Genomic DNA, 26,467 nt, shown 5'->3' with positions numbered 1-26,467 from the left:
AGTACACGCCACCCCCCAACCCCCCGCGAGTTGAGCCTTCCAGTCGCGCGAGTCCAGGCTTCCAGCAGCGCGAGTCCAGGCTTCCAGGCGCGCGAGTTGAGGTTTCCGGTACCGCGAGTCGAGGTTTCCTGCAGCGCGAGTTCAGGTTTCTGGCAGCGCGAGTTCAGGTTTCCGGTCGGGCGAGTCCGGCGTTCCGGTACGGGCGACTCGCGCGCAGGGAAGCCTGGACTCGCGCGCAGAGAAGTCCCGACTCGCACGTAGTGGCTTCGGACTCGCGGCACGTGGAGCCCAGACTCAGGCGCAAGGAACTCCGGACTGGCGCGCATAGAACTCCGGACTCGAGGGCCCGGAAGCCTGGACTCGCGTACAGGGAAGCCTGGACTCGGGCGCACGGAAGTCTGGACTCGCGTACAGGGAACCCTGGACTCGGGCGCACGGAAGTCTGGACTCGGGCGCACGGAAGCCTGGACTCGCGCGCCCAGAAGTCTGGACTCGGGCGCTCGGAAGTCTGGACTCGCGGGGGTGGGTTAGTGGGGGCGTAGGCGGTTTTCGAAGGATTCGACGAGTTTGCGCCACTCGCTCTGTTCGGTCTCGAACGGGGCGCTCGGCGCGAGCCGGTTGGGGTCCGGGTGCAGCACGAACGAGACCAGCCAGCCCAGACTCTCCGAAGTAGACAGTGCGGCGGACACGCTCTCGTCGTCGGCCCAGTCCGCCGCATCGGTCAGCAGTTCGACGGCCAGCTCGAGCTGGGTCGGGTCGATCGCGTCGGTGCCCTCGGCGAAGTCCTCGGCCAGCCCGGCCAGCACGTAGGTGTTCTCGGAGTCCACATCGACCTCGAGCTCACCCGCGGTCGCCTTGGTGAGTACCTCGTCCCAAGTGGACACCTCGGCGAGGTCGCTCTCGGCGAGGTCCTTGGCGTCGGCCAGCGCGCGGCCGAGTGCCTTCGGTGAGCTGTAGACGTCGATCCGCCCGTCGCTGCCGAGGAAGATCGGCTCGTCGTCGAGGTAGCACCGCAGCGTGTAGTACTCCTTCTCGGCGGTGATGATCTTGATCGGATCGATGCCGACCTCCGCCCAGAAACCCGTGGGCGCCTCTTCCTCTTCGTCCTCGTCGGCGGACTCGGTGGTGTCGAGATCCTCGTCGAGGTCCTCGTCGAGGTCCTCGTCGTCGCCCTCGACGCCGGCTTCGGCCTCCGCGGACTCCTCGAGGAACGCGGCCAGCTCCTCGGCGGTCTGCTCCAGCTCGGCAGCGTCCACTTCGGGCACCTTGACCAGGCTGTCGATCGCGTCGAGCACGGTGTCCCACTTCTCGGACACGGCCTCCGACAGATCCGTCCACAGCCGCTCGCCGTCGCGCCCGGTGAAGGGCAGGCGCCCCTGGTCCAGCAGCGAGAACGCCTCGGTGGCGTCGAGGATCTCGTGCACGTCCTCCAGTTCGCACACGTCCGCGAGCGAACGCACGATGCCGATGATCTCGGCCAGCTCGCTGATGGTCCACGAGTCCGGTTCCTCGGCCACCAGCTCCGGCACGCCGACCAGGTCGTAGGAGTGGTCGTCGTCCGGGATCAGCTCCGGGACGTTCAACGCGGGGACGACGTGCCACGCGGGGTGGTCGATGAGGTCGTGCTGCTCCGCGGTGCGCACGAAGGCGGCCAGGTGCGCGGCGTCGGGGAAGGCGTACAAGTCCTCGTCGTCGCCGAGGAATGCTTCCCACTCCTCACCGTCCTCCCGCCAGCGCGGGGCCCAGAGGGTCACGAGGTCCCCCTGCGGCAGCCCGAGTTCGATCGGGACGATGTCCTGTGCCATTCCAGCCCTCCGGATTACCACCTGTGTGTGCGAAGCCTACGGGTTTGCCGGTCCAGTCGCGATGGGCCCCATGTCTGCTCAGCCGGGGATGGCACGATGGAGACATAATGACACTCGCAGACCTCCTACCAGCGGATCCTGATCCCGACACGCTGTTCGAAGCGTTCTCCTCCTGGACGGCCGAGCGCGGTCTGGAGCTCTACCCCGCGCAGGAGGAGGCGCTGATCGAGGTCGTCTCGGGCGCCAACGTGATCCTTTCCACCCCGACCGGATCCGGAAAAAGCCTGGTCGCGGTGGGTGCGCACTTCGCGGCCATGGCCCACGGGAAGCGCAGCTACTACACCGCGCCGATCAAGGCTCTGGTGTCGGAGAAGTTCTTTTCGCTCATCGAGATCTTCGGCGCGGACAACGTCGGGATGATGACCGGCGACTCCGCGGTGAACCCGGACGCGCCCATCATCTGCTGCACGGCCGAAATCCTGGCGAACATCGCGTTGCGCTTCGGTGCGGACGCACCCGTCGGCCAGGTCGTCGCCGACGAGTTCCACTTCTACTCCGAGCCCGACCGCGGCTGGGCCTGGCAGGTGCCGCTCGTCGAGCTGCCGCAGGCACAGTTCGTGCTCATGTCGGCCACGCTCGGCGACGTCACCTTCTTCGAGAAGGACCTCACGCGCCGCACGGGCCGGTCCACCGCCGTGGTGACCTCCGCCGAGCGACCCGTCCCGCTGACCTTCCGGTACGCGCTCACCCCGCTGCACGAGACCATGTCCGAACTGCTCAACGGGGGACAGGCGCCGGTCTACGTCGTGCACTTCTCCCAGGCCGCGGCCGTCGAGCGCGCGCAGGCGCTGATGAGCATCAACGTCACCAGCCGTGCCGAGAAGGACGCGATCGCCGAGGCGATCGGCGAGTTCCGGTTCTCCGCAGGGTTCGGCAAGACGTTGTCGAGGCTCGTGCGGCACGGGATCGGCGTGCATCACGCGGGCATGTTGCCGAAGTACCGGCGTCTTGTCGAGCAATTAGCGCAGTCCGGTCTGTTGAAGGTCATCTGCGGCACCGACACGCTGGGCGTCGGCATCAACGTGCCGATCCGCACGGTGGTGTTCTCGGCGCTGACGAAGTACGACGGGGTGCGCCAGCGGCACCTGAAGGCACGCGAGTTCCATCAGATCGCCGGACGCGCCGGGCGGGCGGGCTACGACACCGACGGCTACGTCGTGGTGCAGGCGCCCGATCACGTCATCGAGAACGCGAAAGCGCTCGAAAAGGCCGGCGACGACCCGAAGAAGAAGCGCAAGATCGTGCGCAAGAAGGCGCCGGAGGGGTTCGTCAACTGGACGGAGAGCACCTTCGAGCGGCTGATCTCGTCGCAGCCGGAGCCGCTGACCTCCAGCTTCCAGGTCAGCCATTCCATGTTGCTCAACGTGATCTCGCGGCCGGGCAACGCGTTCCAGCACATGCGGCACCTGCTGGAGGACAACCACGAGGACCGGCCCGCCCAGCGCAAACACATCCTGCGCGCCATCGCGATCTACCGCGCCCTGCTCGCGGCGGGCGTCGTCGAGCGGCTGGAGGAGCCCGACGAGGAGGGCCGCACCGTCCGGCTCACCGTCGACCTGCAGTTCGATTTCGCCTTGAACCAGCCGCTTTCGCCGTTCGCGCTGGCCGCGATCGAACTGCTCGACCCCGAATCGCCGGTGTACCCGCTCGACGTGGTGGCCGTGATCGAGTCCACTGTGGATGACCCGCGCCCGGTGCTGTCACAGCAGCAGTTCAAGGCGCGGGGCGAGGCGGTCGCGGCGATGAAGGCCGAGGGCATCGAGTACGACGAGCGGATGGCGCTGCTGGACGAGGTCACCTACCCGAAGCCGCTCGAAGAGCTGCTGCACGCCGCGTACGAGACGTACAAGCACGGGCACCCGTGGGTCGCGGACTACGAGCTGTCGCCCAAGGCGGTCGTGCGCGACATGTACGAGCGTGCGATGAACTTCGTGGAGTACGTCAACTTCTACTCGCTGGCGCGCTCGGAAGGCCTGGTCCTGCGGTATCTGGCCGACGGCTACGACGCGTTGCGGCACACGGTGCCCGACGAGGCGAAGACGGAACCGTTGCAGGACCTCATCGCGTGGCTCGGCGAACTGGTGCGGCAGGTCGACTCCAGCCTGCTCGACGAGTGGGAGGCGCTGCGGCACCCCGGCGACGTGGAGGCGCATGCCCCGTCACTGCCGCAAGGTCCGCCGCCGGTCACCGCGAACGAGCGGGCGTTCCGGGTGCTGGTGCGCAACGAGCTGTTCCGGCGGGTGGAGCTGGCGGCGCGGCACGCGTACGAGGAACTGGGCGAGCTCGACGGTGCGTCGGGCTGGGATGCGGTCGAATGGGAGGCCGCGCTGGAGGAGTACTTCACCGAGCACGACGAGATCGGTACCGGCCCGGACGCGCGGGGCCCGGCATTGCTGATCATCGAGAAGGAACCGGAGGTCTGGAAGGTCCGCCAGATCTTCGACGATCCCGAGGACTATCACGACTGGGGGATCAGCGCGGAAGTCGATCTCGAGGCCTCCAACGAGGCCGGGTCCGCGGTGCTTCGCATTACCGAGGTGAATCAGCTGTGAGCGCCCGGCGCGCGGTCGCGTTGCCGTCCGAACACTCGCTGTATCCGCAGGTGACGAGCATGTGGACTCCGGTCGAACGCGCATCGCGGCACACCGGGGCCTCAGTCCGTTCCGTGTAGCATCCGGCTACATGACGGATCTTCGCTCACGCGTCATCGCGTGGCTGGGGCGTAAATACATTCAGAGAAAGCAGAAAAAGGGCGTCGACCTGCTTTCCCTGCTGCCCGACTCCACGCTGATGCCGCTGCGCCGCGACGTCCTCGACCCGGTGCCCGAGCTGAGCGCGGCGCGCGAGCAGGCGCCGGTGAGCCGCCTGAAGCTGCCGTTCGGGCTGCGCGCGTGGCTGGTCACGGGTTACGACGAGGCGAAGAGCGTGCTGACCGCCACCGGCAAGTTCAGCAACGACTACACCAATTTGATGCCCTCGACCGGCATGTCGGAGGAGCAGAACCCGGGCGGGCTCGGTTTCGCGGACCCGCCGGACCACACGCGGCTGCGCAAGTTGCTGGCGCCGGAGTTCACGATGCGCAGGCTGAACAGGCTCACCCCGCGCATCCACGACATCGTGCAGGAGCGGCTCGACGCGATGGCGAAGGTCGACGGGCCGGTCGATCTGATGCAGGAGTTCGCGCTGCCCATTCCGTCGCTGGTCATCTGCGAGCTGCTCGGCGTCGACTACGAGGACCGCGAGGACTTCCAGCGCCGCAGCATGGCGCGGTTCGATCTGTTCGCCGGTCTCGGCGAATCGTTCGGCGCGATGTCGGAGTCGTTGACGTACCTGCTGGAAATCGTCAAGAAGCAGCGCGAAGCCCCCGGCGACGGACTGCTCGGCATGATCATCAAGGAGCACGGCGACGAGGTCGACGACCGCGAGCTGGCCGGTCTCGCCGACGGTGTACTGACCGGTGGGTTCGAGACGACGGCGAGCATGCTGGCTCTGGGCGCGATCGTGCTGCTGCGCGACCGCGAGCATTTCGAGCTGGTGCGTGGTGACGACGAGGCCATCGACCCGTTCGTCGAGGAGCTGCTGCGGTACCTGACCGTGGTGCAGATGGCGTTCCCGCGGTTCGCCAAGGAGGACGTCGAGATCGGCGGCGAGAAGATCGCGTCGGGCGACATCGTGTTCGTCTCGCTCAGCGGCGCCAACCGCGATCCCGCGCTCGGCTCGGACATGGAAACCTTCGACCCGGCACGGAAAACCTCGTCGCATCTGGCCTTCGGCTGGGGCGCGCACCGCTGCATCGGCGCCGAACTGGGCCGGATGGAGCTGCGCGCCGCGTACCCGGCGTTCGTGCGCCGCTTCCCGCAGGCGCGCCTGGCCGTAGCGGCCGAGGACCTGACCTTCCGCCAGACCTCGGTCGTCTACGGTCTCGACGCGCTCCCGGTGCGCTTGAGCTAGCGGTGCTCGCGGCCGTGGTCGGCGGTGTGCAGTGCGCTGTGTGCCCGCCAGTGCGCGATCACCTTGAGCAGGCGGGTTTTCACCTCCGCGGTTCCGGACGCTGACCACAGGTTGCGCATCTCGCGAGGATCGGCTTCGAGGTCGAACAGCTGGCCCTGGCCGGAGTCGATGAACTCGACCAGCTTCCACCGCTCGTCACGCACCATCGTCATCAGCTCGGTGCCGGTGAGGATCATGTCCCTGGCGTGCTCGGAGAACACGTGTTCCCGGCCCGCCCAGGGCTCGCCGCGCAGGGCGGGCACCAGCGACCCCGCCTCCATCCAGTCGGGCGGGGTCAGCCCGGCGAGTTCGAGCACGGTCGGGCCGAGGTCCATCATGGACGTGAGTGCGTCGACTCGTTGTCCCGCAACGACTTCCGGTCCCCACACGATGGCTGGTACGCGCACGCTCGGCTCGTACATCGTCCACTTCTGACTGTGCCCGTGGTCGCCGAGGCAGTCGCCGTGGTCGGAGGTGAACACGATGACCGTGTTGTCGAGCACCCCGCGGCGTTCGAGTGCGTCGAGCAGCAGGCCGATCTGCTCGTCGATCATGGTCACGTTGGCCAGGTAGTGCCTGCGCTGCCGCCGGGACTGCTCTTCGGTGGGGTTCGCGAGGTGCACGACCGCGTCGTGGTCGTTGGCCTGGTGGTGCTCGCGCAGTTCCCGCAGCGGGTCGGGCTGTCCGGCCAGGTCCTGCTCGTCCACGACGGGCAACGGCACGTCCCGGTCGCGGTAGGCGTCGAGGTGCCGCGGCACCGGGTCGTAGGGCGGGTGCGGCCCGGGGAAACCGATCTGCAGGAAGAACGGTTCGTCGCCGGGATAGGTGTCGAGCCACCAGCGCGCATGGGAGCCGACGAAGACGTCGGAGTGGATCTCCTCCGGGAGCGTCCACTCGAACGCGCCGAGCCGGTCGGCGTAGTCCTCGCGGTGCCGGTAGGTGGTGCGGGTCGGCTTGTGTTCACCGCGTGCCCACAGCGCTTTGTCCCACTGGTCGTGGAAGAACGGCACGTTCGGATGGTCGCGGTCCTTGTTCTCCACCACCGTGCGCTCATGAAAGCCCATCGGCGTCTCCCACGGATGCGTGTGCATCTTGCCGACGTTCACGCAGTGGTAGCCGGCCTCCGCGAGCGTCTCCACCCACGAGTGCCGCCACAGTTCCTCGTTGCGCAGCACCCCGAGGCTGTGCGGGTACAGCCCGGTGAACAGGCTCGCCCGCGACGGCGAGCACGAGGGTGCGCTGACGTAGGTGTGTGTGAAGGACGTGCCCTCCCTGACCAGCCGGTCGAGGTTGGGGGTGTCCACGTGGTCGCAACCCAGCGCGGCGATCGTGTCGTAGCGCTGCTGGTCGGTGATTACGAAGACGATGTTCGGACGCGACATGGTCGTAGCTATCCGTTCTCCACGACCAGATCGTCGCGGTAGGTCTCGGAGGCGAACAGGATGCAGATCAGGCTGAGCAGGCAGATGGCGCCCATGTAGATCGCGACGGGCCAGTACGACTGGGCGAACGCGGCCGCGAGCGCGGTGGCGATGGCGGGTGTCGGTGCCCCGCCGACGAGCGCCGAGGTCTGGTACGCGACGCCGAGCCCCGTGTAGCGGGTGCGGGTGCCGAACAACTCGGAGAACAGCGTGCCCTGGATGGCGAACATGCAGCCGGTGCCGACCGCCAGCAGCACCACGATGATCGCCCAGACGGCGAGCGTGCCGCCGGAATCGAGAATGGGGAAGTAGGCGAACCCGAGCACGCCGCAGACCACGATTCCGAACAGGTAGACCGGCCGCCGCCCGATGCGGTCGGAAATGTGGCCGATCAGCGGGATCACCGCGATCTCCACGGCCGAGGCGATCACGAAACCGGTCAGCATGACCTGTTTGGGCAGCCCGAGTTCCTTGGTGGCGAAGGAAATACCGAACACGTTGATCACGTTGAAGGTCACCGCGTCGGCCATCCGGGCGCCGGTGGCGAGCGCGATGTTCTTCGGGTGCTCGCGGAACAGTGCGAGCAGCGGGAAGCGATGACCGCGCTGCGCCTCGTCGCGGAACACCTTGGTCTCCGGAAGCCGGCGCCGGATGTAGATCGCCGCCAGCACGAACAAGCCGCTGAGCAGGAACGGGATCCGCCAGGTCCAGCCGTGAATCGTGCTGTCGGGCAGCAGTTGCACGAGCGCGAAGATCCCGGTGGCGGTCAGCAGGCCGATCGGCGTGCCCATCTGGTGGATGCTGCCCATGATGCCGCGACGGCCGCGAGGCGCGTTCTCCAGCGCGACCAGCGCACCGCCGCCGAACTCGCCACCGATACCGAGACCCTGCACGAGCCGCAACGCGATCAGCAGGACCGGTGCGAGCACGCCGACCGAGCCGAAGGTCGGCAGGAGTCCGATGAGGAATGTGCCCCCGCCCATCAGTGCGATGGTGATCAGCAGCATGCGCCGCCGGCCGATGCGGTCGCCGAAGTGTCCGAAAAGGACCGCGCCGAGCGGCCGGGTGACGAACCCGCCCGCGAACGCGCCGAAGGACTGGATGGTCGCGACGGTCGGCGACGAGTCCGGGAAGAACAAGTTCGGGAACACCAGGCCGGCAGCGATGCCGAACAGGTAGAAGTCGTACCACTCCAGGAACGAGCCGGACACCGACGCGATCAGGGCGCGCCGTGGCGACACCTGTTCTCCGGTGCTGGTCTTCGTCTCGGTCATCATGAACTCCCGCCGTTGGGATCACATTTGAGAGTGACAAACTCTCATGTGAGAGGCATAATGACCGGGGTGTGGCCGGGCGTCAAGACCCGGCGAGACTGGACGCCGAAGGTTCGGAGGAGGTGCCCGTGGTCGACAAGTGGTCGACGTCGCCGTTGCCCGAAGGCGAACCGTCGCTGTCCGAAAAGCGGGCGCTGGACCAGGGCGACGAGCAGACGCTGGCGATCACGATCGCGCGGCGCTACTACTTCCAGGAGCAGTCGAAGGTCACGATCGCCAAGGTGCTGGGGCTGAGCCGGTTCCAGGTGGCGCGGTTGTTGCAGGAGGCGCGGCGCGACGGGCTGGTGCGGATCGAGATCGGCAGGCCGGGGCGGGTCGATCGCGATCTGTCGGAGGAGGTGCGACGGGCGCTCGGCATCGAACGTGCGGTGGTGGTCGAAACCCCGAGCTCGGGTTCGAACGCGATCGACTTCGTCGGCAAGGCGCTGGCGGACACCCTGGCCGAGGAGGTCGACGGCGGGACCGTCGGGCTCACCTGGAGCCGTGCGGCGGTCGCGATGGCCGAGCAGGTGCGGCGGCTGCGGGCGAGTTCGGTGCTGCAGCTGGCCGGCGCGCTGTATCCGCCGGACGGGGTTCCGGGGTCGGTCGAGATAGTCCGCACGGTGGCCGCCGCGGCGGACGCGCCCGCCTATCCGATCTACGCGCCGCTGCTGGTGCCGGACGCGAAGACCGCCGAGGGCCTGCGGCGGCAGCCGGAGATCGCGGCCGCCATCGACCGGTTCGCGCGGCTGGACGTCGCGGTGCTGTCGGTGGGGGCGTGGCATGCCGGCGGTTCGGCGGTGTACGACCTACTCACCCCGGCGGAGCGCGAACATCCCAAGGGCGTGTGCGGCGAGATCTCGGGCAGGCTGTTCGACCGCGACGGCAAGCTGGTCTCCAGTGACGTGGGGGAGCGGGTGGTCGGCATCAGCGCGGAAACGCTGCGCGAGGTGCCGAAACTGATCACGTCGAGCTACGGAACCGAACGGGAGGCAGCGACGCGCGCCGCCGTCGCCGCGGGTTTCGTGCACACACTGGTGACCGACGACGAACTGGCGCGCCGGCTGGCCGGTTGATCAGCCGCGCCCCTTCAACCGTGGTAGCCGCTCCGCCGCCGCGGTGTCCGTGATCAACGTCGACACCAGACCCGAGCGCAGCACGGCATCGATCGCGCCGGCCTTGGGGGCCGTGTAACCCAACGCGATCACCTCGGGGATCCGGAACAGCTCCTCGGTGCTGATCGCGAGCACGTGGTGCGCGAGCCCCGTCGACAGCGGCTTGCCCTCGGCGTCGAACAGCCGTGCCGCGACCTCCGCCTTGGCCCCGCGCAAGGCGATCGACTCGCGTTCGGCCGCGGGCAGCGAATCGTACACAGTGGACTCGTTCGGCAGCCACGCGCCGATGCTCACCACCGCCTTGGTCAGCTGCCCGAACTGCCCGAAGGTCTCCGCGATCCCCGGCTGCCGTCGCAGGATCTCCGTCGTCCGGCGGTCCGGCAGCACGAGCGGCCCGTAGATCGGGTACGCGTCGCCGCCCGAGATCGCGGCCAGTTGCCGCACCGTCTCGACCGATCGGTCGTGCATGTCCATCCCCGCCTGCACACCACACAACTGCACGACCGGACACCGGGCCATTTCGCGCACCGACTCCGTCATCACGTTCACCGACCGTGCCCACGCGAGGCCGAGCACATCGCCCTCGGTGACCAGTTCCGACACCAGCCGCGCGGCGAGCGCGCCGATCCGGCGCCGCACCTGCGGCCGATCGCCCTCACTGGCCGCTCGATCGAGCACGAACGCGCGCTCCAGCCCGTACGCCGCGCGCACCTCGTCGGAAAGCCGGACGTCCACGGGCGCCGGAAGATCGAACTCGATGCGCACCAAACCGCATTCCAGCGCCCAGTCGAGCACCCGTGCGACCTTGAACCTGCTGATCCCGAACTCGTCGGCGATCTCCATCTTCGACTGGCCGTCGCGGTAGAAGCGGTGCGCGATCAGCGCCGACCGCATCGTCTCCGCAAGATCGCGTTCAGTGCTCATATGAGCAGTATAGCCCTCGACCTGTTGACGCGTTCGCCTAGAAAGTCCTGTAATGCTCACGTGCGCATCTGAGCACAGAGTCGTGTAGCGCTCATACGAGCGCTGGGAAGGTGGAGCTGAATGCGGGCCGCGATCGTTGACCAACCCGGTTCGATCAGAGTCGGAGAGGTGGCCGATCCCACCCCCGGCGAGCGGCAGGTGGTGGTGAAGGTCGGTGCGTGCGGGATCTGCGGCACGGACCTGCACATCGCCGACGGGCACTTTCCGCCCACCCCGTACCCGATCGTCCCCGGCCACGAGTTCGCGGGCGAGATCGTGGAACTCGGCCCCGGCGTTCCCGGGGGCTGGCAGGTCGGGGACCGCGTCGCGGTCGACCCGTCGCTGTTCTGCGGTTACTGCGGTCCGTGCCGTGCGGGCCACGGCAACCTCTGCGAGAACTGGGGCGCGACCGGTGACACCGTGGACGGCGCGTTCGCCGAGTACGTCGCCGTTCCCTCGGCCAACTGCTACCGCCTGCCGGATCACCTGAGCTGGCAGGAAGGCGCGCTCGTCGAACCGGTCTCCTGTGCGGTGCACGGGGTTCGCCGGGTCGGCGTGGAGGCGGGAGAGCGCTTTCTCGTCGTCGGCGCCGGCACCATGGGCCTGATCATGCAGCAGCTCCTGCAGCGCGCGGGCGCGAACGTGACCGTGGTGGACCGTAACGCCGCGCGCCTGCCGAGGGCCAAGGACCTCGGCGCGCACGCGGTGGCCACCGACGTGTCCGAACTGGACGGTGAACGGTTCGACGCGGCCGCCGACTGCACCGGTGCCGCACCGGCGATCGAGGCGGCGTTCGACTCGTTGCGCCGCGGCGGCCGCCTGCTCGTGTTCGGCGTCGCACCGGAGGAGGCGCGCGTCGCGCTTTCGCCGTTCCGTATCTACAACGACGAGATCACCGTGGTCGGCTCGATGGCCGTCCTGCACAGCTACGGTGCCGCGCTCGACCTGGTCGCGGGCGGCGCGATCGACACGAAGGCTCTGCTCACCGACGCGTTGCCGCTGGAGCGGTATCCCGACGCGCTCACCCTCATGCGCAGTGGCGCTGGATTGAAGGTGCAGGTTTTGCCGTGACCAAACGCCTGGCTCTCCTCATCGTCGCGGGGTTGCTGGCCTTGACCGGATGCGCCGGTGCCGGCGAATTCGGCGCGGGTGGCCGCACACTCGTCATCGCGATCGTGTCCAACCCGCAGATGAACGACGCCATTTCACTGTCTGGCCAGTTCGAGAAGACGCATCCGGGAATCAAGCTGAAGTTCGTGTCGCTGCCGGAGAACCAGGCGCGCGCGAAGATCACCGCCTCCACGTCCACCCAGGGCGGCGAGTTCGACGCCGTGATGATCAGTAACTACGAGACTCCGCAGTGGGCGGCCAATGGCTGGCTGGAAAATCTCCAGCCCTACATCGGCGCGACTCCCGGTTACGACGAGAACGACTTCATCCCGAGCATCCGGGACTCGCTGTCCTACCGGGGCTCGATGTACGCCGTCCCGTTCTACGGCGAGTCCTCGTTCCTGGCCTACCGCAAGGATCTCTTCGACAAGGCCGGGCTCACCATGCCGGCGCATCCGACGTGGGAGCAGATCGCCGACTTCGCCAAGAAGCTCGACGACAAGGCCGCCGGCATCTCCGGAATCTGCCTGCGTGGCAAGCCGGGCTGGGGCGAGAACCTCGCACCGTTCGACACGGTCGCGAACACCTTCGGCGCTCGCTGGTTCGACCAGAACTGGAACGCGCAGCTGACCTCGCCCGAGTTCAAGCAGGCGGCCGACTTCTACGTCAACCTGGTCCGCCAGTACGGCGAGGTGGGCGCCTCCAGTGCAGGGTTCTCCGAATGCGGTACGCGCTACGCGCAGGGCCAGGCCGCGATGTGGTACGACGCCACGGTGATGGCCGGTACCAACGAGGACCCGTCGAGCAGCACGGTCGTCGGCAAGTCGGCCTATGTCGCGGCGCCGGTCGAGAAAACCCCGTCCAGCGGCTGGCTCTACACCTGGTCGCTCGCGATTCCCAAGGTGGCCAAGGACAAGCAGGCGGCGTGGGAATTCCTGAACTGGATGACCAACAAAGATTTCGTGCAGACCGTCGGCAAGACCTACGGCTGGAACCGGGTACCGCCGGGCTGCCGTCTGTCGACCTACCAGATTCCCGAGTACCGCGACGCCGCCAAGGCCTACGCACAGCCCACTTTGGACGGTATCGACGCGGCCCGGGAGAACAACGTCCGTACCCAGCCCGTGCCTTACACCGGGATCCAGTTCGTCGGCATTCCCGAGTTCCAGGATCTCGGCACGCGGGTGAGCCAGGAACTGTCCGCGGCGATCGCGGGCCAGATCAGCGTCGACGAGGCGCTGGATCAGTCACAGAAGTATGCGCAAACCGTCGGCGATTCCTACCGGGAGACGAAATGACTGCGGTAGCGCCCGCGCTCCAAAAAGGACAAGAAAGGACGACGCGCGCGGCTCGTGCGCGTAGCATCGGGTGGGCGAAGCGTGCGCCGCTGCTGCCCGCGCTGCTGTTCACCATCGTGGTGACACAGATTCCGTTCCTGCTGACCGTGTTCTACTCGTTCCAGTCCTGGAACCTGGTGCGACCGGGCTCGCAGCATTTCGTCGGCGTCCAGAACTACGTCGACGTCTTCGCCGACAGCCAGTTCCGCACCGCGATGCTCAACACCGTGCTGATCACCGTGATCTGCGTGCTGGTGGCGCTGGTGCTCGGTCTCGGGCTGGCGACGCTGCTGGACCGCAAGTTCCTCGGCCGGGGCGTGGTGCGCACGTTGCTCATCACACCGTTCTTGATCCTGCCCGCGGCCGGTGCGCTGCTGTGGAAGACCACGATGTTCGATCCCACGTACGGGTTGCTGAACTTCGTGTTCGGCGGCAGCACCGATTGGCTCTCGGAGTTCCCGCTGGCGTCGGTGATGGTGCAGATCGTGTGGCAATGGACGCCGTTCATGATGCTGTTGTTGCTGGCCGGTCTGCAGAGCCAGCCCAAGGACGTGCTCGAAGCCGCGGCGGTGGACGGGGCGGGGAAGTGGCGCACGTTCGCGTCGATCACGCTGCCGCACCTGTCCCGCTACATCCAGCTGTCGGTGCTGCTCGGCGCGATCTACATCGTGAACAGCTTCGACGCGATCTTCCTGATGACGCAGGGCGGGCCGGGCACGGCGAGCACGAACCTGCCGTACTACATCTACCAGCGCGCCTTCCAGGGCTTCGACATCGGGCAGTCCTCGGCGATGGGCGTCATCGTGGTGATCCTGACACTGATCATCGCGACGTTCGCGCTGCGCCTGATGTTCCGCACCTTCGACGTGAGCAGGGGTGTGAAATGACGACGCTGCAACGAAAGATCGGCCCCGGATCGCTGACCGTGGCCACCTGGGTGATCGCGATCCTGTTCGTGTTCCCGCTGATCTGGATGGTGGTGACGTCCTTCAAACAGGAGGCCGACGCCTACACCGATCCGCCGAGGATCGTGTTCACGCCGACGGTGTCGCAGTTCGCGAGCATCCTCGACCGCGGCTTCCTGCCCTATCTCGCCAACTCGGCCTTCGTGACGGTGATGTCGACGCTCATCGTGCTGGTGCTGGCGGTGCCGGCCGCGTACGCGCTCTCGCTGGCGCCGATCCCGAAGACCGGCAACGCGCTCGGGTTCTTCCTGTCCACGAAGATGCTGCCGATCGTCGCCGCGATCATCCCGCTGTACGTGATCTCGCAGCGGACGCAGTTGCTGGACAACGTGTGGGCGCTGGTCATCCTCTACACCGCGATGAACCTGCCGCTGGCGATCTGGATGATGCGGTCGTTCTTCCTGGAAGTGCCGACGGAGATGATCGAGGCGGGCCGCGTCGACGGCGCGAAGCTGCCGACGTTGCTGACGAGGGTGATCCTGCCGGTGGTCGCGCCCGGGATCGCGGCCACCGCCCTGATCTGCGTGATCTTCGCGTGGACCGAGTTCTTCTACGCGGTCAACCTCACCGCCGCCCGCGCGGGCACGGTGCCGGTGTTCCTCGTCGGCTTCATCACCAGCGAGGGCCTGTACTGGGCCCAGCTTTCGGCCGCCGCGCTGCTGGCGTCGCTGCCGGTGATGATCGTCGGCTGGATCGCGCAGAACCACCTCGTCCGCGGCCTGTCCATGGGCGCGGTGAAGTAATTCAGTCCTCTACCAAGGAAAGGGCCTGGGAGGGGCAGACGTTGACCGCCTCCCGGGCCTTTTCCGCGTCCAGGGGCTTCTCGACGAGGACGATCACCGTGCCGTCGTCCTCGCTCTGGTCGAACACCTCGGGGTCGGTCATCACGCACTGACCGGCTCCGACACAAACATCCTTGTCCGCGACGATTCGCATGGCCTTTCCTTACCAGGTGACCGGAAGCTCGTACAACCCGTAGACGTTGGCGTCGTCCTTGAACGACAGCTGCTCGGACGGCACCGCCAGCGCGAGGCCGGGAATCCGCCGGAACAGCGTGTTGAAGACGATCTCCAGCTCCATCCTGGCGAGGTTCTGCCCGAGGCACTGGTGCGGCCCGAACCCGAACGCGACGTGGTGCCGCGCGCCGCGCGTGACGTCCAGCTCGTCGGGGTTGGCGAACACCTCCGGATCGCGGTTGGCGGTGTTGCCCAGCCCGATCACACCTTCACCCTTGCGGATGAGCACGCCGCCGACCTCGACGTCCTCGGTGGCGACCCGCGCGGTGGCGAACTCGGCGATGGTGAAGTACCGCAGCAGCTCCTCGACCGCGTGCGGCGTCCGGGCCGGGTCCTCGCGGATGGTCGCCAGCGCCTCCGGGTACTCCAGCAACGACATGGTGCCCAGCGAGATCATGTTCGCCGTGGTCTCGTGCCCGGCGATGAGCAGCAGGAACGCCAGGCTGACCAGTTCCTCGCGGTCCTCGGACTTGTCGAGCTGGCGGCTGAGCAGATCCTCGCCCGGCTCGGTTTCCTTGCGCGTGATCAGCTCGTCCAGATAGGACCGCAGCTCGTCGACGGCGGCGATCCGCTCCTCGGCGGGCGTGGTGCGGCGGAGCAGTTTCGCCGAGCGGGTCTGGAAGAAGTCGTGGTCGGCGTAGGGCACGCCGAGCAGCTCGCAGATCACCAGCGACGGCACCGGCAGCGACAGAGCCTGCACGAGGTCGGCAGGCCGCGGTCCGGCGAGCATGGCGTCGATGTGCTGGTCGACGATCTCCTGGATGCGCGGGCGCAGCGCGGCCATCCGCTTGACGGTGAACTCCCCGACGACCGCGCGGCGGGCCGGCCCGTGCTCGGGCGGGTCCATCGAGATCAGCGACGGCCGGAACCGGATGGCGCGGCGCTGGCCGCCCAGCAGCAGGAGCGGGAAGTTCGGGTTGGCCCGGTCGGAGCTGAACCGCGGGTCGTTGAGCACCGCGCGGACGTCCTCGTGCCTGGTCAGCGCCCATACCTGGGCCCCGCTGGGCAGCGTCACCTTCGAGACGGGCGCCTCCTCGCGCAGCCTGCGGTGCTCGGCGGGCGGCGCGTACGGGCAGCTTCTGGTGATGGGAAGTTCGGTAGCGGCAGCGGTCATCGTTGGCACCCCGTTCTGACTCTGCGTAGGCGGATGAATACCCTCCACTTAGTTTCCACATTACTCAAGCGGAGGAAAATCGTCCACCTTCCGGAGAGATGAGACAATCCGGGAATGACGGCTGATGCTGAACTCAGGTTGCGGGCCGACGCGCGCCGCAACCGGGACCAGATCATCGCTGCCGCGAAGCAGGTTTTCGGCGAGTCCGGCCCGGAAGCGCCGATGGAGGAGATCGCACGCAGGGCCGGCGTCGGTATCGGCACGCTGTATCGCAGGTTCCCCGACCGGGAGGCGCTGATCCGCGGGGTCGCGCGCGACAACTTCGCCGCCGTGCTCGCCGAGGCGCGGGCCGCGGCGGCGGAGGAACAGACCGCGTGGCAGGCGCTGGTCCGGCTGATCGGCCGGTCGAGCGAACTACAGCTGTCCGTGCAGCTGGGGCTCGTCTCGCCGGTGGCGCGGCAGGTGATCCGCAGCGACCCCGCCACGGCCGAGTACCGCGAGGCGATCCTGTCCGAACTCGACGACATCGTGCGCGCGGCGCAGGCCGAGGGCGCGCTGCGCGACGACGTCGGCACCGGTGACGTCGCGCTGATCGTCTCGATGCTGCTGCGCCCGCTGCCGCTGGCCGACGGCGAGAGCGCGACGCTGATGCGGGAGCGTGTGGCCGCCCTGCTCGTGGACGGCCTGCGCCCCGGCACCCGCCTTCCCGGCCGGCCCATCACCGGCGCGGAGCTACGTCCCTAGACGCCCATCGGGTGCCAGACGGTCTTCGCCTCCAGGTAGCGCCGCAGGCGCGCGATGTCCGGGCGTTGCATCCAGTCCGGCTCCTCATCCGGCACGCTCAGCACGCGCTTGACCGTCCCCGCGGCCTCGCGCGCCAGCGCCGCGCGATCCCCGGCGCCGGTCGGATCGATCGCGTTCACGTCTCCGTGCGACGCGAGCCACGGGCCCAGCTCCGCGGCGTACCCGGTCAGGATGTTCGCCACGCCACCCGGCAGGTCCGACGTCGCCAGCACCTCGGACAGCGTGATCGCGGGCAGTGGCCGTTGCGCGCTGCTCACCACGACCGCGGTGCAGCCCGTCGCGAGCACCGGCGCCAGCACACTCACCAGCCCGAGCAGTGACGAGGCCTGCGGCGCGAGCAGGCCAACGACGCCGGTCGGTTCCGGCACGGTGAACGAAAAATACGGCCCGGCAACAGGGTTGGCCGCACCGAGCACGCTCGCGATCTTGTCGGTCCAGCCCGCGTACCACACCCACCTGTCGATCGCCTCGTCCACAATGGACGCCGCTTTGCGGCCACCCTCGGACGCGGTCACCTCGGCGATGAACTGCTCCCGCCTGCCTTCCAGCATCTCCGCGACCCGGTACAGCACCTGTCCCCGGTTGTAGGCCGTCGCCGACGACCAGCCCGGAAAAGCCTTGCGTGCGGCGGAAACCGCGTCCCGCACGTCCTTGCGAGACGCGTGCGCGGCGTTGGCGAGGAACTTGCCCTTGGCGTCGGTCACCGGATAGACGCGGCCGGACTCCGACCGCGGGAACTTCCCGTCGATGTAAAGCTTGTACGTCTTGGCGACGGCGAGACGATTAGACATCGAGGTAGGCCTCCAGACCGGCGCGGCCACCCTCGCGGCCGAAACCCGATTCCTGGTACCCGCCGAACGGTGCCGCCGGGTCGAAACGGTTGAACGTGTTCGCCCACACCACGCCGGCGCGCAACCGGCTGGCGACGGCGAGGATGCGGGAACCCTTTTCCGTCCAGATTCCGGCGGACAGCCCGTACGGCGTGTTGTTCGCCTTGGCAACCGCCTCGTCGGGCGTGCGGAACGTGAGCACCGACAGCACCGGGCCGAAGATCTCCTCGCGCGCGATCCGCATCGACTGGTGCACGTCGGAGAACACGGTGGGCGCGAAGAAGAACCCGCGCTCCGGCACCGGGCACGGGCTGGTCCAGCGGTGTGCGCCCTCGGCCTCGCCGGTCTCCACAAGATCGTGGATCTTCGACAGCTGGGTGCGGGAGTTGATCGCACCGATGTCGGTGTTCTTGTCGAGCGGATCGCCGAGCCGGAGCGTGGACACGCGGTAGCGCAACTTGTCCAGCAGATCGTCCACACAGGATTCCTGTGCGAGCAGCCGCGACCCGGCGCAGCACACGTGGCCCTGGTTGAAGAAGATGCCGTTCACGATGCCCTCGACGGCCTGGTCCAGCGGCGCGTCGTCGAACACGATGTTGGCCGCCTTGCCGCCGAGTTCGAGCGTGAGCCGCTTGCGCGTGCCCGCGGTCCGCCGCTGGATCTCCTTGCCGACCTCGGTGGACCCGGTGAACGCGATCTTGTCGACGTCCTCGTGGTTCACCAGGCAGGAGCCGACGTCCCCGGCCCCCGGCAGGATGTTCACCACGCCCGGCGGCAGGTCCGCCTGCTGGCAGATCTCCGCGAACACGAGTGCGGTCAGCGGTGTGGTCTCGGCGGGCTTGAGCACGACCGTGTTGCCGGTCGCGAGCGCGGGCGCGATCTTCCACGCGAGCATCAGCAGCGGGAAGTTCCACGGAATGATCTGCCCGGCGACCCCGAGCGGTTTCGGGTCCGGCCCGTAACCCGCGTAGTCGAGCTTGTCGGCCCAGCCCGCGTGGTAGAAGAAGTGCGCGGCGACCGTCGGCAGGTCGGAATCGCGAGACTCCTTGATGGGCTTGCCGTTGTCCAGCGTCTCCAGCACCGCCAGCTCACGCGAGCGTTCCTGGATGAGCCGCGCGATGCGAAACAGGTACTTCGCGCGTTCGGCCCCCGGCATCGGCCGCCAGACCTTCTCGTAGGCGCGTCGCGCGGCCTTCACCGCGGAGTCCACATCGGACTGCGCCGCGGTGCCCACCTCGGCGAGCACTTCCTCGGTCGCGGGGTTGACGGTCTTGAGCGGTTCCCCGGCGCCGTCGACGAACTCGCCGCCGACGAAGGGCCGGTAGCTCGGTTTGAGGTTCGCGAGCTCGCGCGACTCCGGCGCGGGCGCGTACTCGAAAATGCCCATCAGTCCACCGTCACGTAGTCGGGGCCACTGTAGTGACCGTCGAGCTGGGTGCGCCGTTGCAGCACAAGGTCGTTGAGCAGGCTCGACGCGCCGAAACGGAACAGGTCCGGGGTCAGCCACTGCTCCCCGGCGACCTCGTGCACGGCGACGAGATAGCGGATCGCGTCCTTCGTGGTGCGGATTCCTCCCGCCGGTTTCACGCCGCGCAGCTGGCCGGTCGCGGTGAACCAGTCGCGCACGGCCTGCAGCATCACGTGCGTCACCGGCAGCGTCGCGGCGGGGGAGATCTTGCCGGTGGAGGTCTTGATGAAATCGCCGCCCGCCAGCAGCGCCAGCCAGGACGCGCGGCGCACGTTGTCGTAGGTCGCCAGTTCACCGGTTTCGAGGATGACCTTCAGATGCGTGTCCCCGCAGGCGGCCTTGACCTCGACGATCTCCTCGAACACCTGCCCGTACCGGCCTTCGAGGAACGCGCCGCGGTCGATCACCATGTCGACCTCGCTCGCACCCGACTCCACCGCGAGCCGCACGTCGGCGAGTTTCACCGCGCGGCCGGACCGCCCGGACGGGAATGCGGTGGCGACGCTCGCGACGCCGATGCCGCTGCCCTTGAGCTGCTCGACGGCCGTCGCCGCGAGGTCGGGATAGACACAGACGGCCGCCACCCGCGGCGTGTCCGGCCGGTCGGGATCGGGCCGTTTGGCCTTCGCCGCCAGCGCGCGGACCTTGCCGTGCGTGTCGGCACCTTCGAGGGTGGTCAGATCGACCATCGAGATCGCCGTGTCGATGGCCCACAGCTTCGCCGCCTTCTTGACGCTGCGGGTGGCCAGCGAGGCGGCGCGGGCCTCGACGCCGACCTGGTCGACGCCCGGCAGCCCATGCAGGAAACGGCGCAGGCTGGCATCGTCGCGGGTCGCGTCGTCCAGCCGTTCCGGGAGCGTGCTTGTAGTCACGCGAACAGGCTAGCCGGGAAGTTCCCGCTTCCGCGGCTTGCGGATGACGGTCACCGCGCCCCAGAAGGCGAACCCGTTGACCTTGAGGACCGGTGCGCCGGGCGGCGGTGGTTGGCTGACGCCGCCGCGTTCCTGGCTTTCGAACGCGCCCATGAACCCGACGCCGTTGACCTCGACCACGATGTCGTCCGGCACGACGATGTCGATCCCGCCCATGATCGCGACGGCCGTGATCGTCGACTGCCGTTCGGCGAAGCGCGCGCTGCGCAGGTCGATGTCCACCCCGCCCCAGAACGCGAAGCTGTTGTGCTGCGGCGGCAGCACCCAGTTGCCCTTGCGGCTGGCACCGGACATGACCGCGACGGAGGCCTGCGAACCCGGCGCGCCGCCGATCCGGTTGTCCAGCGCCCTCGGCTGGGCCGGCTGCACCGCGGTGGCCGCGGCGACGTTCGGCAGGTCCGCGATCGGCGGTTCGAGCTCGGCGAGCGTCTTCGCGCCATAGACGGTGTCCAGTCGCTCCTCCAGTTCCTCGACGGTGATCCGGCCTTCGGACATGGCGTTGTGCAGGATCTGCGCGACCCGTTCGCGGTCGGCGTTGGAGGCGCGCATCTGCGGAGGTTCGGGAGTGTGTTCCGTCACGAGGCGAGCCTATCGGCGAGAGTGCCGTCGGTGGAGGCGATTACGTCAACCCGGGATGCTCCGCAGCGCAGTATTCTCCCTGAATGGACGTGCTCGTCGTCGATCATCCTCTGGCCAAGGACCGGCTCTCGACCATGCGGGACGCCCGCACGGACAGCGCCGCCTTCCGCGCCGCGCTGCACGAGCTGACCGTGATGCTCATTTACGAAGCCACCCGTGAGGCGCCGGTGCGCGCCGAGCGCATCCACACGCCGGTCGCGCGCACCGACGGCTACCGGCTGGCCGACCCGCCGTTGCTGGTGCCGGTGCTGCGTGCCGGGCTGGGCATGGCCGACCAGGCGCACAAGCTGATCCCGGACGCGCAGATGGGTTTCGTCGGCCTGGCCCGCGACGAGGAAACGCTGCAGCCGACGCCGTACATGGAGTCGCTGCCGGACAGCCTCGCCGACCGGCCGGTGTTCGTGCTCGACCCGATGCTCGCCACCGGCGGTTCGATGGCCTACACGATCCGACTGCTGACCGAGCGCGGCGCCACGGACGTCACCGCGATCTGCGCACTCGCCGCTCCCGAGGGCCTCAAGCACCTGGAGGAGTCCGGCCTGCCGGTGCGCGTGGTGACGGCGTCGGTGGACGAGCGGCTCAACGACTCCGGCTTCATCGTGCCCGGTCTGGGCGACGCGGGGGACCGGCAGTACGGCGCGCGCTAACGCAGCCAGCCTTTCGCGTGCGCCCGCAGCGCCGCTTCGTACGAGGCGGCCACGTCCAGGTGCGGCGGCAGGTTCCCGCCCAGCTCCAGCGACACGAGTCCGTGCACGATGCCCCAGGCGCTGATCACGATGGTGCCCGGATCGACATCGGCGAACCGGCCGGACCCGATCGCACGCTCGACGATCTCGGTCAGCGGCGCCATCGTGCGCCTGCTGTGTGCGACCGCGTCCGCGCTCGGTTCGAATCCGGGGACCGACTTGGTGAACATGATCGAGTAGAGATGCGGATCGGCCATGGCGCTTTCGCGGTAGGCCAGCCCGAGGCGCACGAAGTCCTCGACGGGATCGTCGGTCATGGCCACCGCCCGCATCCGCTCGCCGAACCGGCGGAAACCTTCGGCGTACAGCGCGTTGACGAGGTCCGGTTTGCTGCCGAACAGCGAGTAGACGGCGCTGGTGGAGGTGCCCGCGTCGCTCGCGAGCTTGCGCAGGCTCAGTGCCTTCGCGCCCTCCGTGGACAGCAGCTCACCGGCACGGTCGAGCAGGCGCACCCGTAGCGCCTCGTCGTGTGTTCTGGGACGGGCCATACCACGATTGTATCGGAACACTGTTATCAAACTTGCTTCCGGATTTGACCTGGAGTGCACTCCAGGTCGTAGTGTCAGCAGGCATGAGCTACTCGATAGCGGAAGCCGCACGTCGCAGCGGGCTGTCGATCGACACCCTCCGCTACTACGAGCGAATCAAGCTGGTGGATCCACCGGCGCGGGACGCGGCAGGGCGGCGTGCCTACTCGGACGAAGACCTCGGCTGGCTGGAGTTCCTGACCAAACTGCGCCTGACCGGCATGCCGATCAAGATGATGCGCGAGTACGCCCAGCTGCGCCGCCACGGCGACGCTGCCGCGCCTCGCCGCCGCGGCATCCTGGTGGAGCAGCGCGAATCGGTACGCGCCAGGATCGCGGAGCTTCAGTCCTGTTTGGACGTTCTCGATTACAAGATCGACAACTATGACCGCGTGTGCCGTTACCTGGCGGCTACCGGTGTGGAGGGGATTTCGGCTTGATCGGCACCAGGAAGCTCGGGCAGCTCGAGGTCGGTGCGCAGGGACTCGGCTGCATGGGTATGAGCCAGGCCTACGGGGTCCGCGACAACGACGACGAGTCCATCGCGACGATCCACCGGGCGCTCGAACTCGGGGTGACCCTGCTGGACACGGCGAACGTGTACGGCAACGGCGTCAACGAGGAACTCGTCGGCCGCGCGATCTCCGGCCGGCGTGCGGAGGTGGTGCTCGCCACCAAGTTCGGCATCACCTTCACGCAGGACGGCCAGCGGGCGCGCGGTGACGCCGCCTACGTGAAGCAGTGCTGTGAGGACTCGCTGCGGCGGCTCGGCGTCGACCACATCGACCTCTACTACCAGCACCGCGTCGCCCCGGACGTGCCGATCGAGGAGACCTGGGGCGCCCTGGCCGAGCTGGTCGCCGAAGGCAAGGTCCGCTACCTCGGGATCTCCGAGGCGGGCGCGGCCACCATCCGCGCCGCGCACGCCGTGCACCCGGTCACGGCTCTGCAGAGCGAATGGAGCCTGTGGACGCGGGGAATCGAGGACGAGGTCGCGCCCACCTGCCGTGAGCTGGGCATCGGCATCGTGCCGTTCTCGCCGCTGGGCCGCGGGTTCCTGACCGGCTCGATCACTTCGGCCGAGGACCTGCCCGCCGACGACATGCGCCGGAACCTGCCGCGCTTCGCCGAGGGCAACCTCGACCGGAACCTGGCGATCGTCGAGGCACTGCGTGCGCTCGCCGGGGAGAAGGGCGTGACGGCCGGGCAGCTGGCGTTGGCGTGGGTGCAGCACAAGGGCGTCGACGTGGTGCCGATCCCGGGCACCAAGCGCCGCAAGTACCTGGAGGAGAACGTCGCCGCGGTGGACCTCGCACTGTCCGAAGAGGACATCGCGCGGATCGAGGCGGCGGCCCCCGCCGACGCCGTGGCGGGGGAGCGCTACCCCGAACAGTTCGCCCGCAACGTCGGTCGCTGAAGATGCGGTGAGTGACCGCTCAGGCCAGGTGGGCTCGCACCGACGCCGCCGCCTGGCCGAGCGGCACGGTCTGCTGCTCGCGCGTGCCCAGCGACCGGACGGTGACGTTGCCCGCGTCCCAGTCCTCCTGGCCGACGATCACGACCGCACGTGCGCCCGCCTTGTCCGCGCGGGACAGTTCCTTGCCCAGCTTGCGCAGCTCCAGGGGGGTCGACGTGCGCAGCCCGGCGCCACGCAGTTCCGTCGCGACCTTGCGGGCCGCGCCGGCCAGCTCCGCCGAGACCGGCACCACCACGACGTCGACCTCGCTGCGCGGCTTCGGGGTGAGCTCGTGCGTGGCGAGGAAGTCCATCAGCGTCACGTCGCCCATGCCGAACCCGATGCCCGGGATCTGCTGCGAGGTGAACATGCCCGCGAGGTCGCTGTAGCGGCCGCCGCCGAAGAGCGCGCGGTTGTTCTCCGGTGAGGTGTCGAAGACCTCGAACACGGTGGACGTGTAGTACGCCAGCCCGCGCACGATCATCGGGTCGAACCGGATGAGCCCCGCGGCCTCGGTGCCCAGCACCGTGACCAGGTTCGAGGCCTCCTTGACCGCGGCGGGCAGTTCGTCCAGCAGCGCCGTGCCGGCACCGAGCACGTCGCCGAGCTTGCCGAACTGCTTGTCCGCGAGGCCGATCTCCTCGGCCTGCTTGGCGAGCGTGTCGCGGTCGTACTTCTCCCAGCGGTCCACCAGCGAGAACACCTGCGGCAGCTGCTCGGCGGTCACGCCCACGACGTCGGTGAGGGCGGCCGAGAGCAGGTTCCGGTCGTTGGCCCGCACGACGAACATGTCTTCGGTCGCGCCGACCCCGCGCAGCAGGTCGTGGATCAGCTCGAACATCTCGATCTCGCAGTTCGCGCTGTCGGAACCGAAGATGTCGGCGTTGATCTGCCAGTGCTCACGGACGCGGCCGCGCTGGGGACGCTCGTAGCGGTGGCAGTTGGGGTGGCTGTACCAGCGCACCGGGAACTGGAGCGAGCCCGCGTTCCCGGCGATCATGCGGGCGACCGACGGGGTCATCTCCGGCCGCAGCGCCAGACGACGGCCACCGCGGTCGGTGAGCGTGTAAAGCTGCTGGTCGGCGATCTCCTGGCCGGACTTCTTCTCGTAGATCTCGGCGGACTCGAGGATCGGCCCGTCGTAGCGCTGGTAGCCGTAGCGTTCGAGGACCTCGTAGAGATGGTCGAACACCTGCGTCCGGACGGACATCTCCGGGGGCAGGAAATCCCTGGTCCCCCGGTACGGCGCGGTCGGCAGGTACTCGGGCACGACGATCCTCACGGTCGGGTCTTGTTTCCAGTCGAGTTTATCGAGCTAGGCGAACGCGATTCCCCAGGCCGTCATGAGCATGCCCGCACCGAGCAGTACCGCCCCGCCGGTGGTGACCGCGTGCGCGAGGCCCTTGCGGGGGAGCAGGTTGAGGAAGAGCCCGCCGGACTGCGCGAGGATCCCGGACAACAGCAGGAAGCAGACGACCCATTCGGCGGCCGTGCCGAGGTTTCCCTGCGCGACGAGCTGGAGCGAGACCAGCGCGAGGATCAGCAGGACGCCCGCGTGCGCGTGCCCCGCGCGGAAGTAGCCGCGTTGTGCCTCGGTGAGTCTGCCCGCACGCAGGAGGCCGAGCAGCGCGTAGCCGCCGTACATGACGGTCGGCAGCGACACCAGGGCGATGACGGTGAACAGCTGGGTAGGCCCGGACAGTGAAGTCATACCGGGAGCGTAACAGTGTTTTATAACGGTGTCACGAGGCGCGCGTCATGCCATCAGCCCGGCGGCCACGGTCGCGCCCAGTTCCCAGCATTTTTCGAGGTCTTCCTTGCCGGGCTCGCCGGTGACGGTGACCGCGGCGGCGGCCTGTTCCCAGCCCAGGCCGGTGGTGATCGACTCGATCCCGCGGACCGTGCCCGCGACGTCGCTGCCGCCGTGCACGTAGTAGCCGAACGGCCGGCCCTTGGTGGAGTCGAGGCACGGGTAGTAGATCTGGTCGAAGAAGTGTTTGAGGGCGCCGGACATGTAGCCGAGGTTGGCCGTGGTCCCCAGCAGGTACCCGTCGGCGGCGAGCACGTCGGATGCCGTCGCGGCGAGCGCGGCCCGGCGAACGACGTCGACTCCCTCGATCTCGTCGGTCGTCGCTCCGGACACGACGGCCTCGAACATCGCCTGCAGATTCGGCGAGGGCGTGTGGTGCACGATCAACAACGTGGCCATGTCGCCGACCTTAGGTCAGTGCACGCGCCGCCACGACCTTCGACAATGGGTACCCGCGCCGCCGCGCGACGAATCCGAAAGGCCGTCGCGGCCCCTTCCCGTCGCGGAAGGCGCGAAGGCCTCCGTCCGAATGCCGCTCGACGGTGAGGGGGTCCGCCGAGTGGCTACCTCGCCGCGGCCCGAAACCGGCCCGGCAAGCCCGTGTCCTGGGGTTTTGCCGTTAAGGGACCCCCCTGTTCGGGGCCCATTTCGGGGCATGTAATCTTTTCTTCGTCGCCAGGGAGACCGGGCCGGAGGGCAAAAGCCCAAAGGAGCGGGGTACCAGGCTGACCGAGAAGGACCGCCCCGGCTGAGTCGCAAGATTCGAGTCAGGGTAGAGTCTGGCCCGGTCAACGACAACCGAGACGTGTTGTTTGAGAACTCAACAGTGTGCTAGTGAACTAAGCCAGTAGAGCTTTGTTTGTTTTTGTGAATCCCGTTTGGGGTTTCTTTGAGATCGAGTCGATCGATTTCTTCAATAGTCATTGTTGGAGAGTTTGATCCTGGCTCAGGACGAACGCTGGCGGCGTGCTTAACACATGCAAGTCGAACGCTGATCCGGTTTCGGCCGGGGATGAGTGGCGAACGGGTGAGTAACACGTGGATAA

The 26,467-nt window shown here is 68.1% G+C and carries 25 protein-coding genes and 1 rRNA gene; 12 read left to right on the top strand and 14 right to left on the bottom strand.

Annotated features, from left to right (window positions below):
• Positions 1 to 527: 527 nt before the first annotated feature.
• Complete coding sequence (locus tag HFP15_RS39505; protein ID WP_168523253.1) at positions 528 to 1,805, bottom strand: SatS C-terminal domain-containing protein; 1,278 nt, start codon at positions 1,803 to 1,805, stop codon at positions 528 to 530.
• Between the two features lie 107 nt (positions 1,806 to 1,912).
• Here HFP15_RS39505 and HFP15_RS39500 point away from each other — a divergent pair, with 107 nt between their 5' ends.
• Together HFP15_RS39500 and HFP15_RS39495 are read left to right on the top strand one after the other, a co-directional pair.
• Complete coding sequence (locus HFP15_RS39500) at positions 1,913 to 4,417, top strand: DEAD/DEAH box helicase (protein ID WP_168523251.1); 2,505 nt, start codon at positions 1,913 to 1,915, stop codon at positions 4,415 to 4,417.
• Between the two features lie 130 nt (positions 4,418 to 4,547).
• A complete protein-coding gene (locus HFP15_RS39495) occupies positions 4,548 to 5,816 on the top strand; it encodes a cytochrome P450 (RefSeq protein ID WP_168523250.1) in 1,269 nt (422 codons plus the stop codon).
• On the opposite strand, the gene HFP15_RS39490 is transcribed toward HFP15_RS39495, so the two are convergent.
• Positions 5,813 to 7,237 (bottom strand): sulfatase family protein, encoded by a 1,425-nt coding sequence (locus HFP15_RS39490; RefSeq protein WP_168523249.1) that lies wholly within the window; start codon positions 7,235 to 7,237, stop codon positions 5,813 to 5,815. The two genes, HFP15_RS39495 and HFP15_RS39490, sit on opposite strands and share 4 nt — an antisense overlap.
• A gap of 8 nt (positions 7,238 to 7,245) precedes the next feature.
• Entirely contained in the window at positions 7,246 to 8,550 is a 1,305-nt protein-coding gene (locus HFP15_RS39485; protein ID WP_168523248.1) for an MFS transporter, read from the bottom strand.
• 128 nt (positions 8,551 to 8,678) lie between these two features.
• Here HFP15_RS39485 and HFP15_RS39480 point away from each other — a divergent pair, with 128 nt between their 5' ends.
• Complete coding sequence (locus tag HFP15_RS39480) at positions 8,679 to 9,665, top strand: sugar-binding transcriptional regulator (RefSeq protein ID WP_168523247.1); 987 nt, start codon at positions 8,679 to 8,681, stop codon at positions 9,663 to 9,665.
• Here the strand turns inward: HFP15_RS39480 and HFP15_RS39475 are convergent, their stop codons facing one another.
• Entirely contained in the window at positions 9,666 to 10,628 is a 963-nt protein-coding gene (locus HFP15_RS39475) for a sugar-binding transcriptional regulator (RefSeq protein ID WP_168523246.1), read from the bottom strand.
• 120 nt (positions 10,629 to 10,748) lie between these two features.
• Here HFP15_RS39475 and HFP15_RS39470 point away from each other — a divergent pair, with 120 nt between their 5' ends.
• The 4 genes from HFP15_RS39470 to HFP15_RS39455 are packed head-to-tail and all read left to right on the top strand — an operon-like array spanning position 10,749 to position 14,822.
• Positions 10,749 to 11,738 (top strand): zinc-dependent alcohol dehydrogenase family protein, encoded by a 990-nt coding sequence (locus HFP15_RS39470; protein ID WP_168523245.1) that lies wholly within the window; start codon positions 10,749 to 10,751, stop codon positions 11,736 to 11,738.
• Positions 11,735 to 13,075 (top strand): ABC transporter substrate-binding protein, encoded by a 1,341-nt coding sequence (locus HFP15_RS39465; RefSeq protein ID WP_168523244.1) that lies wholly within the window; start codon positions 11,735 to 11,737, stop codon positions 13,073 to 13,075. The genes HFP15_RS39470 and HFP15_RS39465 overlap by 4 nt, the downstream gene beginning before the upstream one ends.
• Positions 13,072 to 14,001, top strand: a complete 930-nt coding sequence (locus HFP15_RS39460) for a carbohydrate ABC transporter permease (protein WP_168523243.1) — start codon at positions 13,072 to 13,074, stop codon at positions 13,999 to 14,001. The genes HFP15_RS39465 and HFP15_RS39460 overlap by 4 nt, the downstream gene beginning before the upstream one ends.
• Entirely contained in the window at positions 13,998 to 14,822 is an 825-nt protein-coding gene (locus HFP15_RS39455) for a carbohydrate ABC transporter permease (protein ID WP_168523242.1), read from the top strand. The genes HFP15_RS39460 and HFP15_RS39455 overlap by 4 nt, the downstream gene beginning before the upstream one ends.
• 1 nt (position 14,823) lies before the next feature.
• Here the strand turns inward: HFP15_RS39455 and HFP15_RS39450 are convergent, their stop codons facing one another.
• Both HFP15_RS39450 and HFP15_RS39445 read right to left on the bottom strand, forming a co-directional pair.
• Positions 14,824 to 15,015, bottom strand: a complete 192-nt coding sequence (locus HFP15_RS39450; protein WP_168523241.1) for a ferredoxin — start codon at positions 15,013 to 15,015, stop codon at positions 14,824 to 14,826.
• Between the two features lie 9 nt (positions 15,016 to 15,024).
• Positions 15,025 to 16,209, bottom strand: coding sequence for a cytochrome P450 (locus HFP15_RS39445; protein ID WP_168523240.1), 1,185 nt, complete (start codon positions 16,207 to 16,209; stop codon positions 15,025 to 15,027).
• 114 nt (positions 16,210 to 16,323) lie between these two features.
• Between HFP15_RS39445 and HFP15_RS39440 the strand changes: the two genes are divergently transcribed.
• Entirely contained in the window at positions 16,324 to 16,953 is a 630-nt protein-coding gene (locus tag HFP15_RS39440; RefSeq protein WP_168523239.1) for a TetR/AcrR family transcriptional regulator, read from the top strand.
• Here HFP15_RS39440 and HFP15_RS39435 read toward each other — a convergent pair.
• The 4 genes from HFP15_RS39435 to HFP15_RS39420 are packed head-to-tail and all read right to left on the bottom strand — an operon-like array spanning position 16,950 to position 20,792.
• Positions 16,950 to 17,804 (bottom strand): aldehyde dehydrogenase family protein, encoded by an 855-nt coding sequence (locus HFP15_RS39435; protein ID WP_168523237.1) that lies wholly within the window; start codon positions 17,802 to 17,804, stop codon positions 16,950 to 16,952. The genes HFP15_RS39440 and HFP15_RS39435 overlap by 4 nt on opposite strands.
• Complete coding sequence (locus HFP15_RS39430) at positions 17,797 to 19,230, bottom strand: aldehyde dehydrogenase family protein (protein WP_168523235.1); 1,434 nt, start codon at positions 19,228 to 19,230, stop codon at positions 17,797 to 17,799. Before HFP15_RS39430 ends, HFP15_RS39435 begins: the two co-directional genes overlap by 8 nt.
• On the bottom strand, positions 19,230 to 20,183 hold the full coding sequence (gene deoC, locus HFP15_RS39425) for a deoxyribose-phosphate aldolase (protein WP_168523233.1): 954 nt from the start codon (positions 20,181 to 20,183) through the stop codon (positions 19,230 to 19,232). Before deoC ends, HFP15_RS39430 begins: the two co-directional genes overlap by 1 nt.
• A gap of 9 nt (positions 20,184 to 20,192) precedes the next feature.
• Positions 20,193 to 20,792 (bottom strand): DUF1707 SHOCT-like domain-containing protein, encoded by a 600-nt coding sequence (locus HFP15_RS39420; RefSeq protein WP_168523260.1) that lies wholly within the window; start codon positions 20,790 to 20,792, stop codon positions 20,193 to 20,195.
• Positions 20,793 to 20,905: 113 nt separating this feature from the next.
• Here HFP15_RS39420 and upp point away from each other — a divergent pair, with 113 nt between their 5' ends.
• Complete coding sequence (gene upp, locus HFP15_RS39415; protein ID WP_168523232.1) at positions 20,906 to 21,529, top strand: uracil phosphoribosyltransferase; 624 nt, start codon at positions 20,906 to 20,908, stop codon at positions 21,527 to 21,529.
• Here the strand turns inward: upp and HFP15_RS39410 are convergent.
• Positions 21,526 to 22,116: a TetR/AcrR family transcriptional regulator gene (locus tag HFP15_RS39410; protein WP_168523230.1), complete on the bottom strand. Its 591-nt coding sequence runs from the start codon at positions 22,114 to 22,116 to the stop codon at positions 21,526 to 21,528. The two genes, upp and HFP15_RS39410, sit on opposite strands and share 4 nt — an antisense overlap.
• Positions 22,117 to 22,199: 83 nt before the next feature.
• Between HFP15_RS39410 and HFP15_RS39405 the strand changes: the two genes are divergently transcribed.
• Together HFP15_RS39405 and HFP15_RS39400 are read left to right on the top strand one after the other, a co-directional pair.
• Positions 22,200 to 22,595, top strand: coding sequence for a MerR family transcriptional regulator (locus HFP15_RS39405; protein WP_168523228.1), 396 nt, complete (start codon positions 22,200 to 22,202; stop codon positions 22,593 to 22,595).
• On the top strand, positions 22,592 to 23,572 hold the full coding sequence (locus tag HFP15_RS39400; RefSeq protein WP_210718476.1) for an aldo/keto reductase: 981 nt from the start codon (positions 22,592 to 22,594) through the stop codon (positions 23,570 to 23,572). The genes HFP15_RS39405 and HFP15_RS39400 overlap by 4 nt, the downstream gene beginning before the upstream one ends.
• 19 nt (positions 23,573 to 23,591) lie before the next feature.
• On the opposite strand, the gene hisS is transcribed toward HFP15_RS39400, so the two are convergent.
• From hisS to HFP15_RS39385, 3 genes are read right to left on the bottom strand one after another with little or no spacing between them, the layout of a single operon-like run.
• Positions 23,592 to 24,881, bottom strand: a complete 1,290-nt coding sequence (hisS, locus tag HFP15_RS39395; protein ID WP_168523257.1) for a histidine--tRNA ligase — start codon at positions 24,879 to 24,881, stop codon at positions 23,592 to 23,594.
• 45 nt (positions 24,882 to 24,926) lie between these two features.
• The gene (locus HFP15_RS39390; protein ID WP_168523255.1) at positions 24,927 to 25,313 is read right to left on the bottom strand and encodes a hypothetical protein; all 387 of its coding nucleotides are present in this window, start codon (positions 25,311 to 25,313) and stop codon (positions 24,927 to 24,929) included.
• A gap of 54 nt (positions 25,314 to 25,367) precedes the next feature.
• Positions 25,368 to 25,820, bottom strand: a complete 453-nt coding sequence (locus HFP15_RS39385) for a flavodoxin family protein (RefSeq protein WP_168523226.1) — start codon at positions 25,818 to 25,820, stop codon at positions 25,368 to 25,370.
• Between the two features lie 524 nt (positions 25,821 to 26,344).
• On the opposite strand from HFP15_RS39385, the gene HFP15_RS39380 reads away from it, so the two are divergent.
• Positions 26,345 to 26,467 (top strand): 16S ribosomal RNA (locus HFP15_RS39380); the annotation flags it as partial.

Source organism: Amycolatopsis acididurans, from assembly GCF_012328925.1.
Taxonomy (GTDB): domain Bacteria; phylum Actinomycetota; class Actinomycetes; order Mycobacteriales; family Pseudonocardiaceae; genus Amycolatopsis_E; species Amycolatopsis_E acididurans.
The sequence above is the reverse complement of the archived record's forward strand: the minus strand, read 5'-3'. Positions and strand labels throughout refer to the sequence as shown.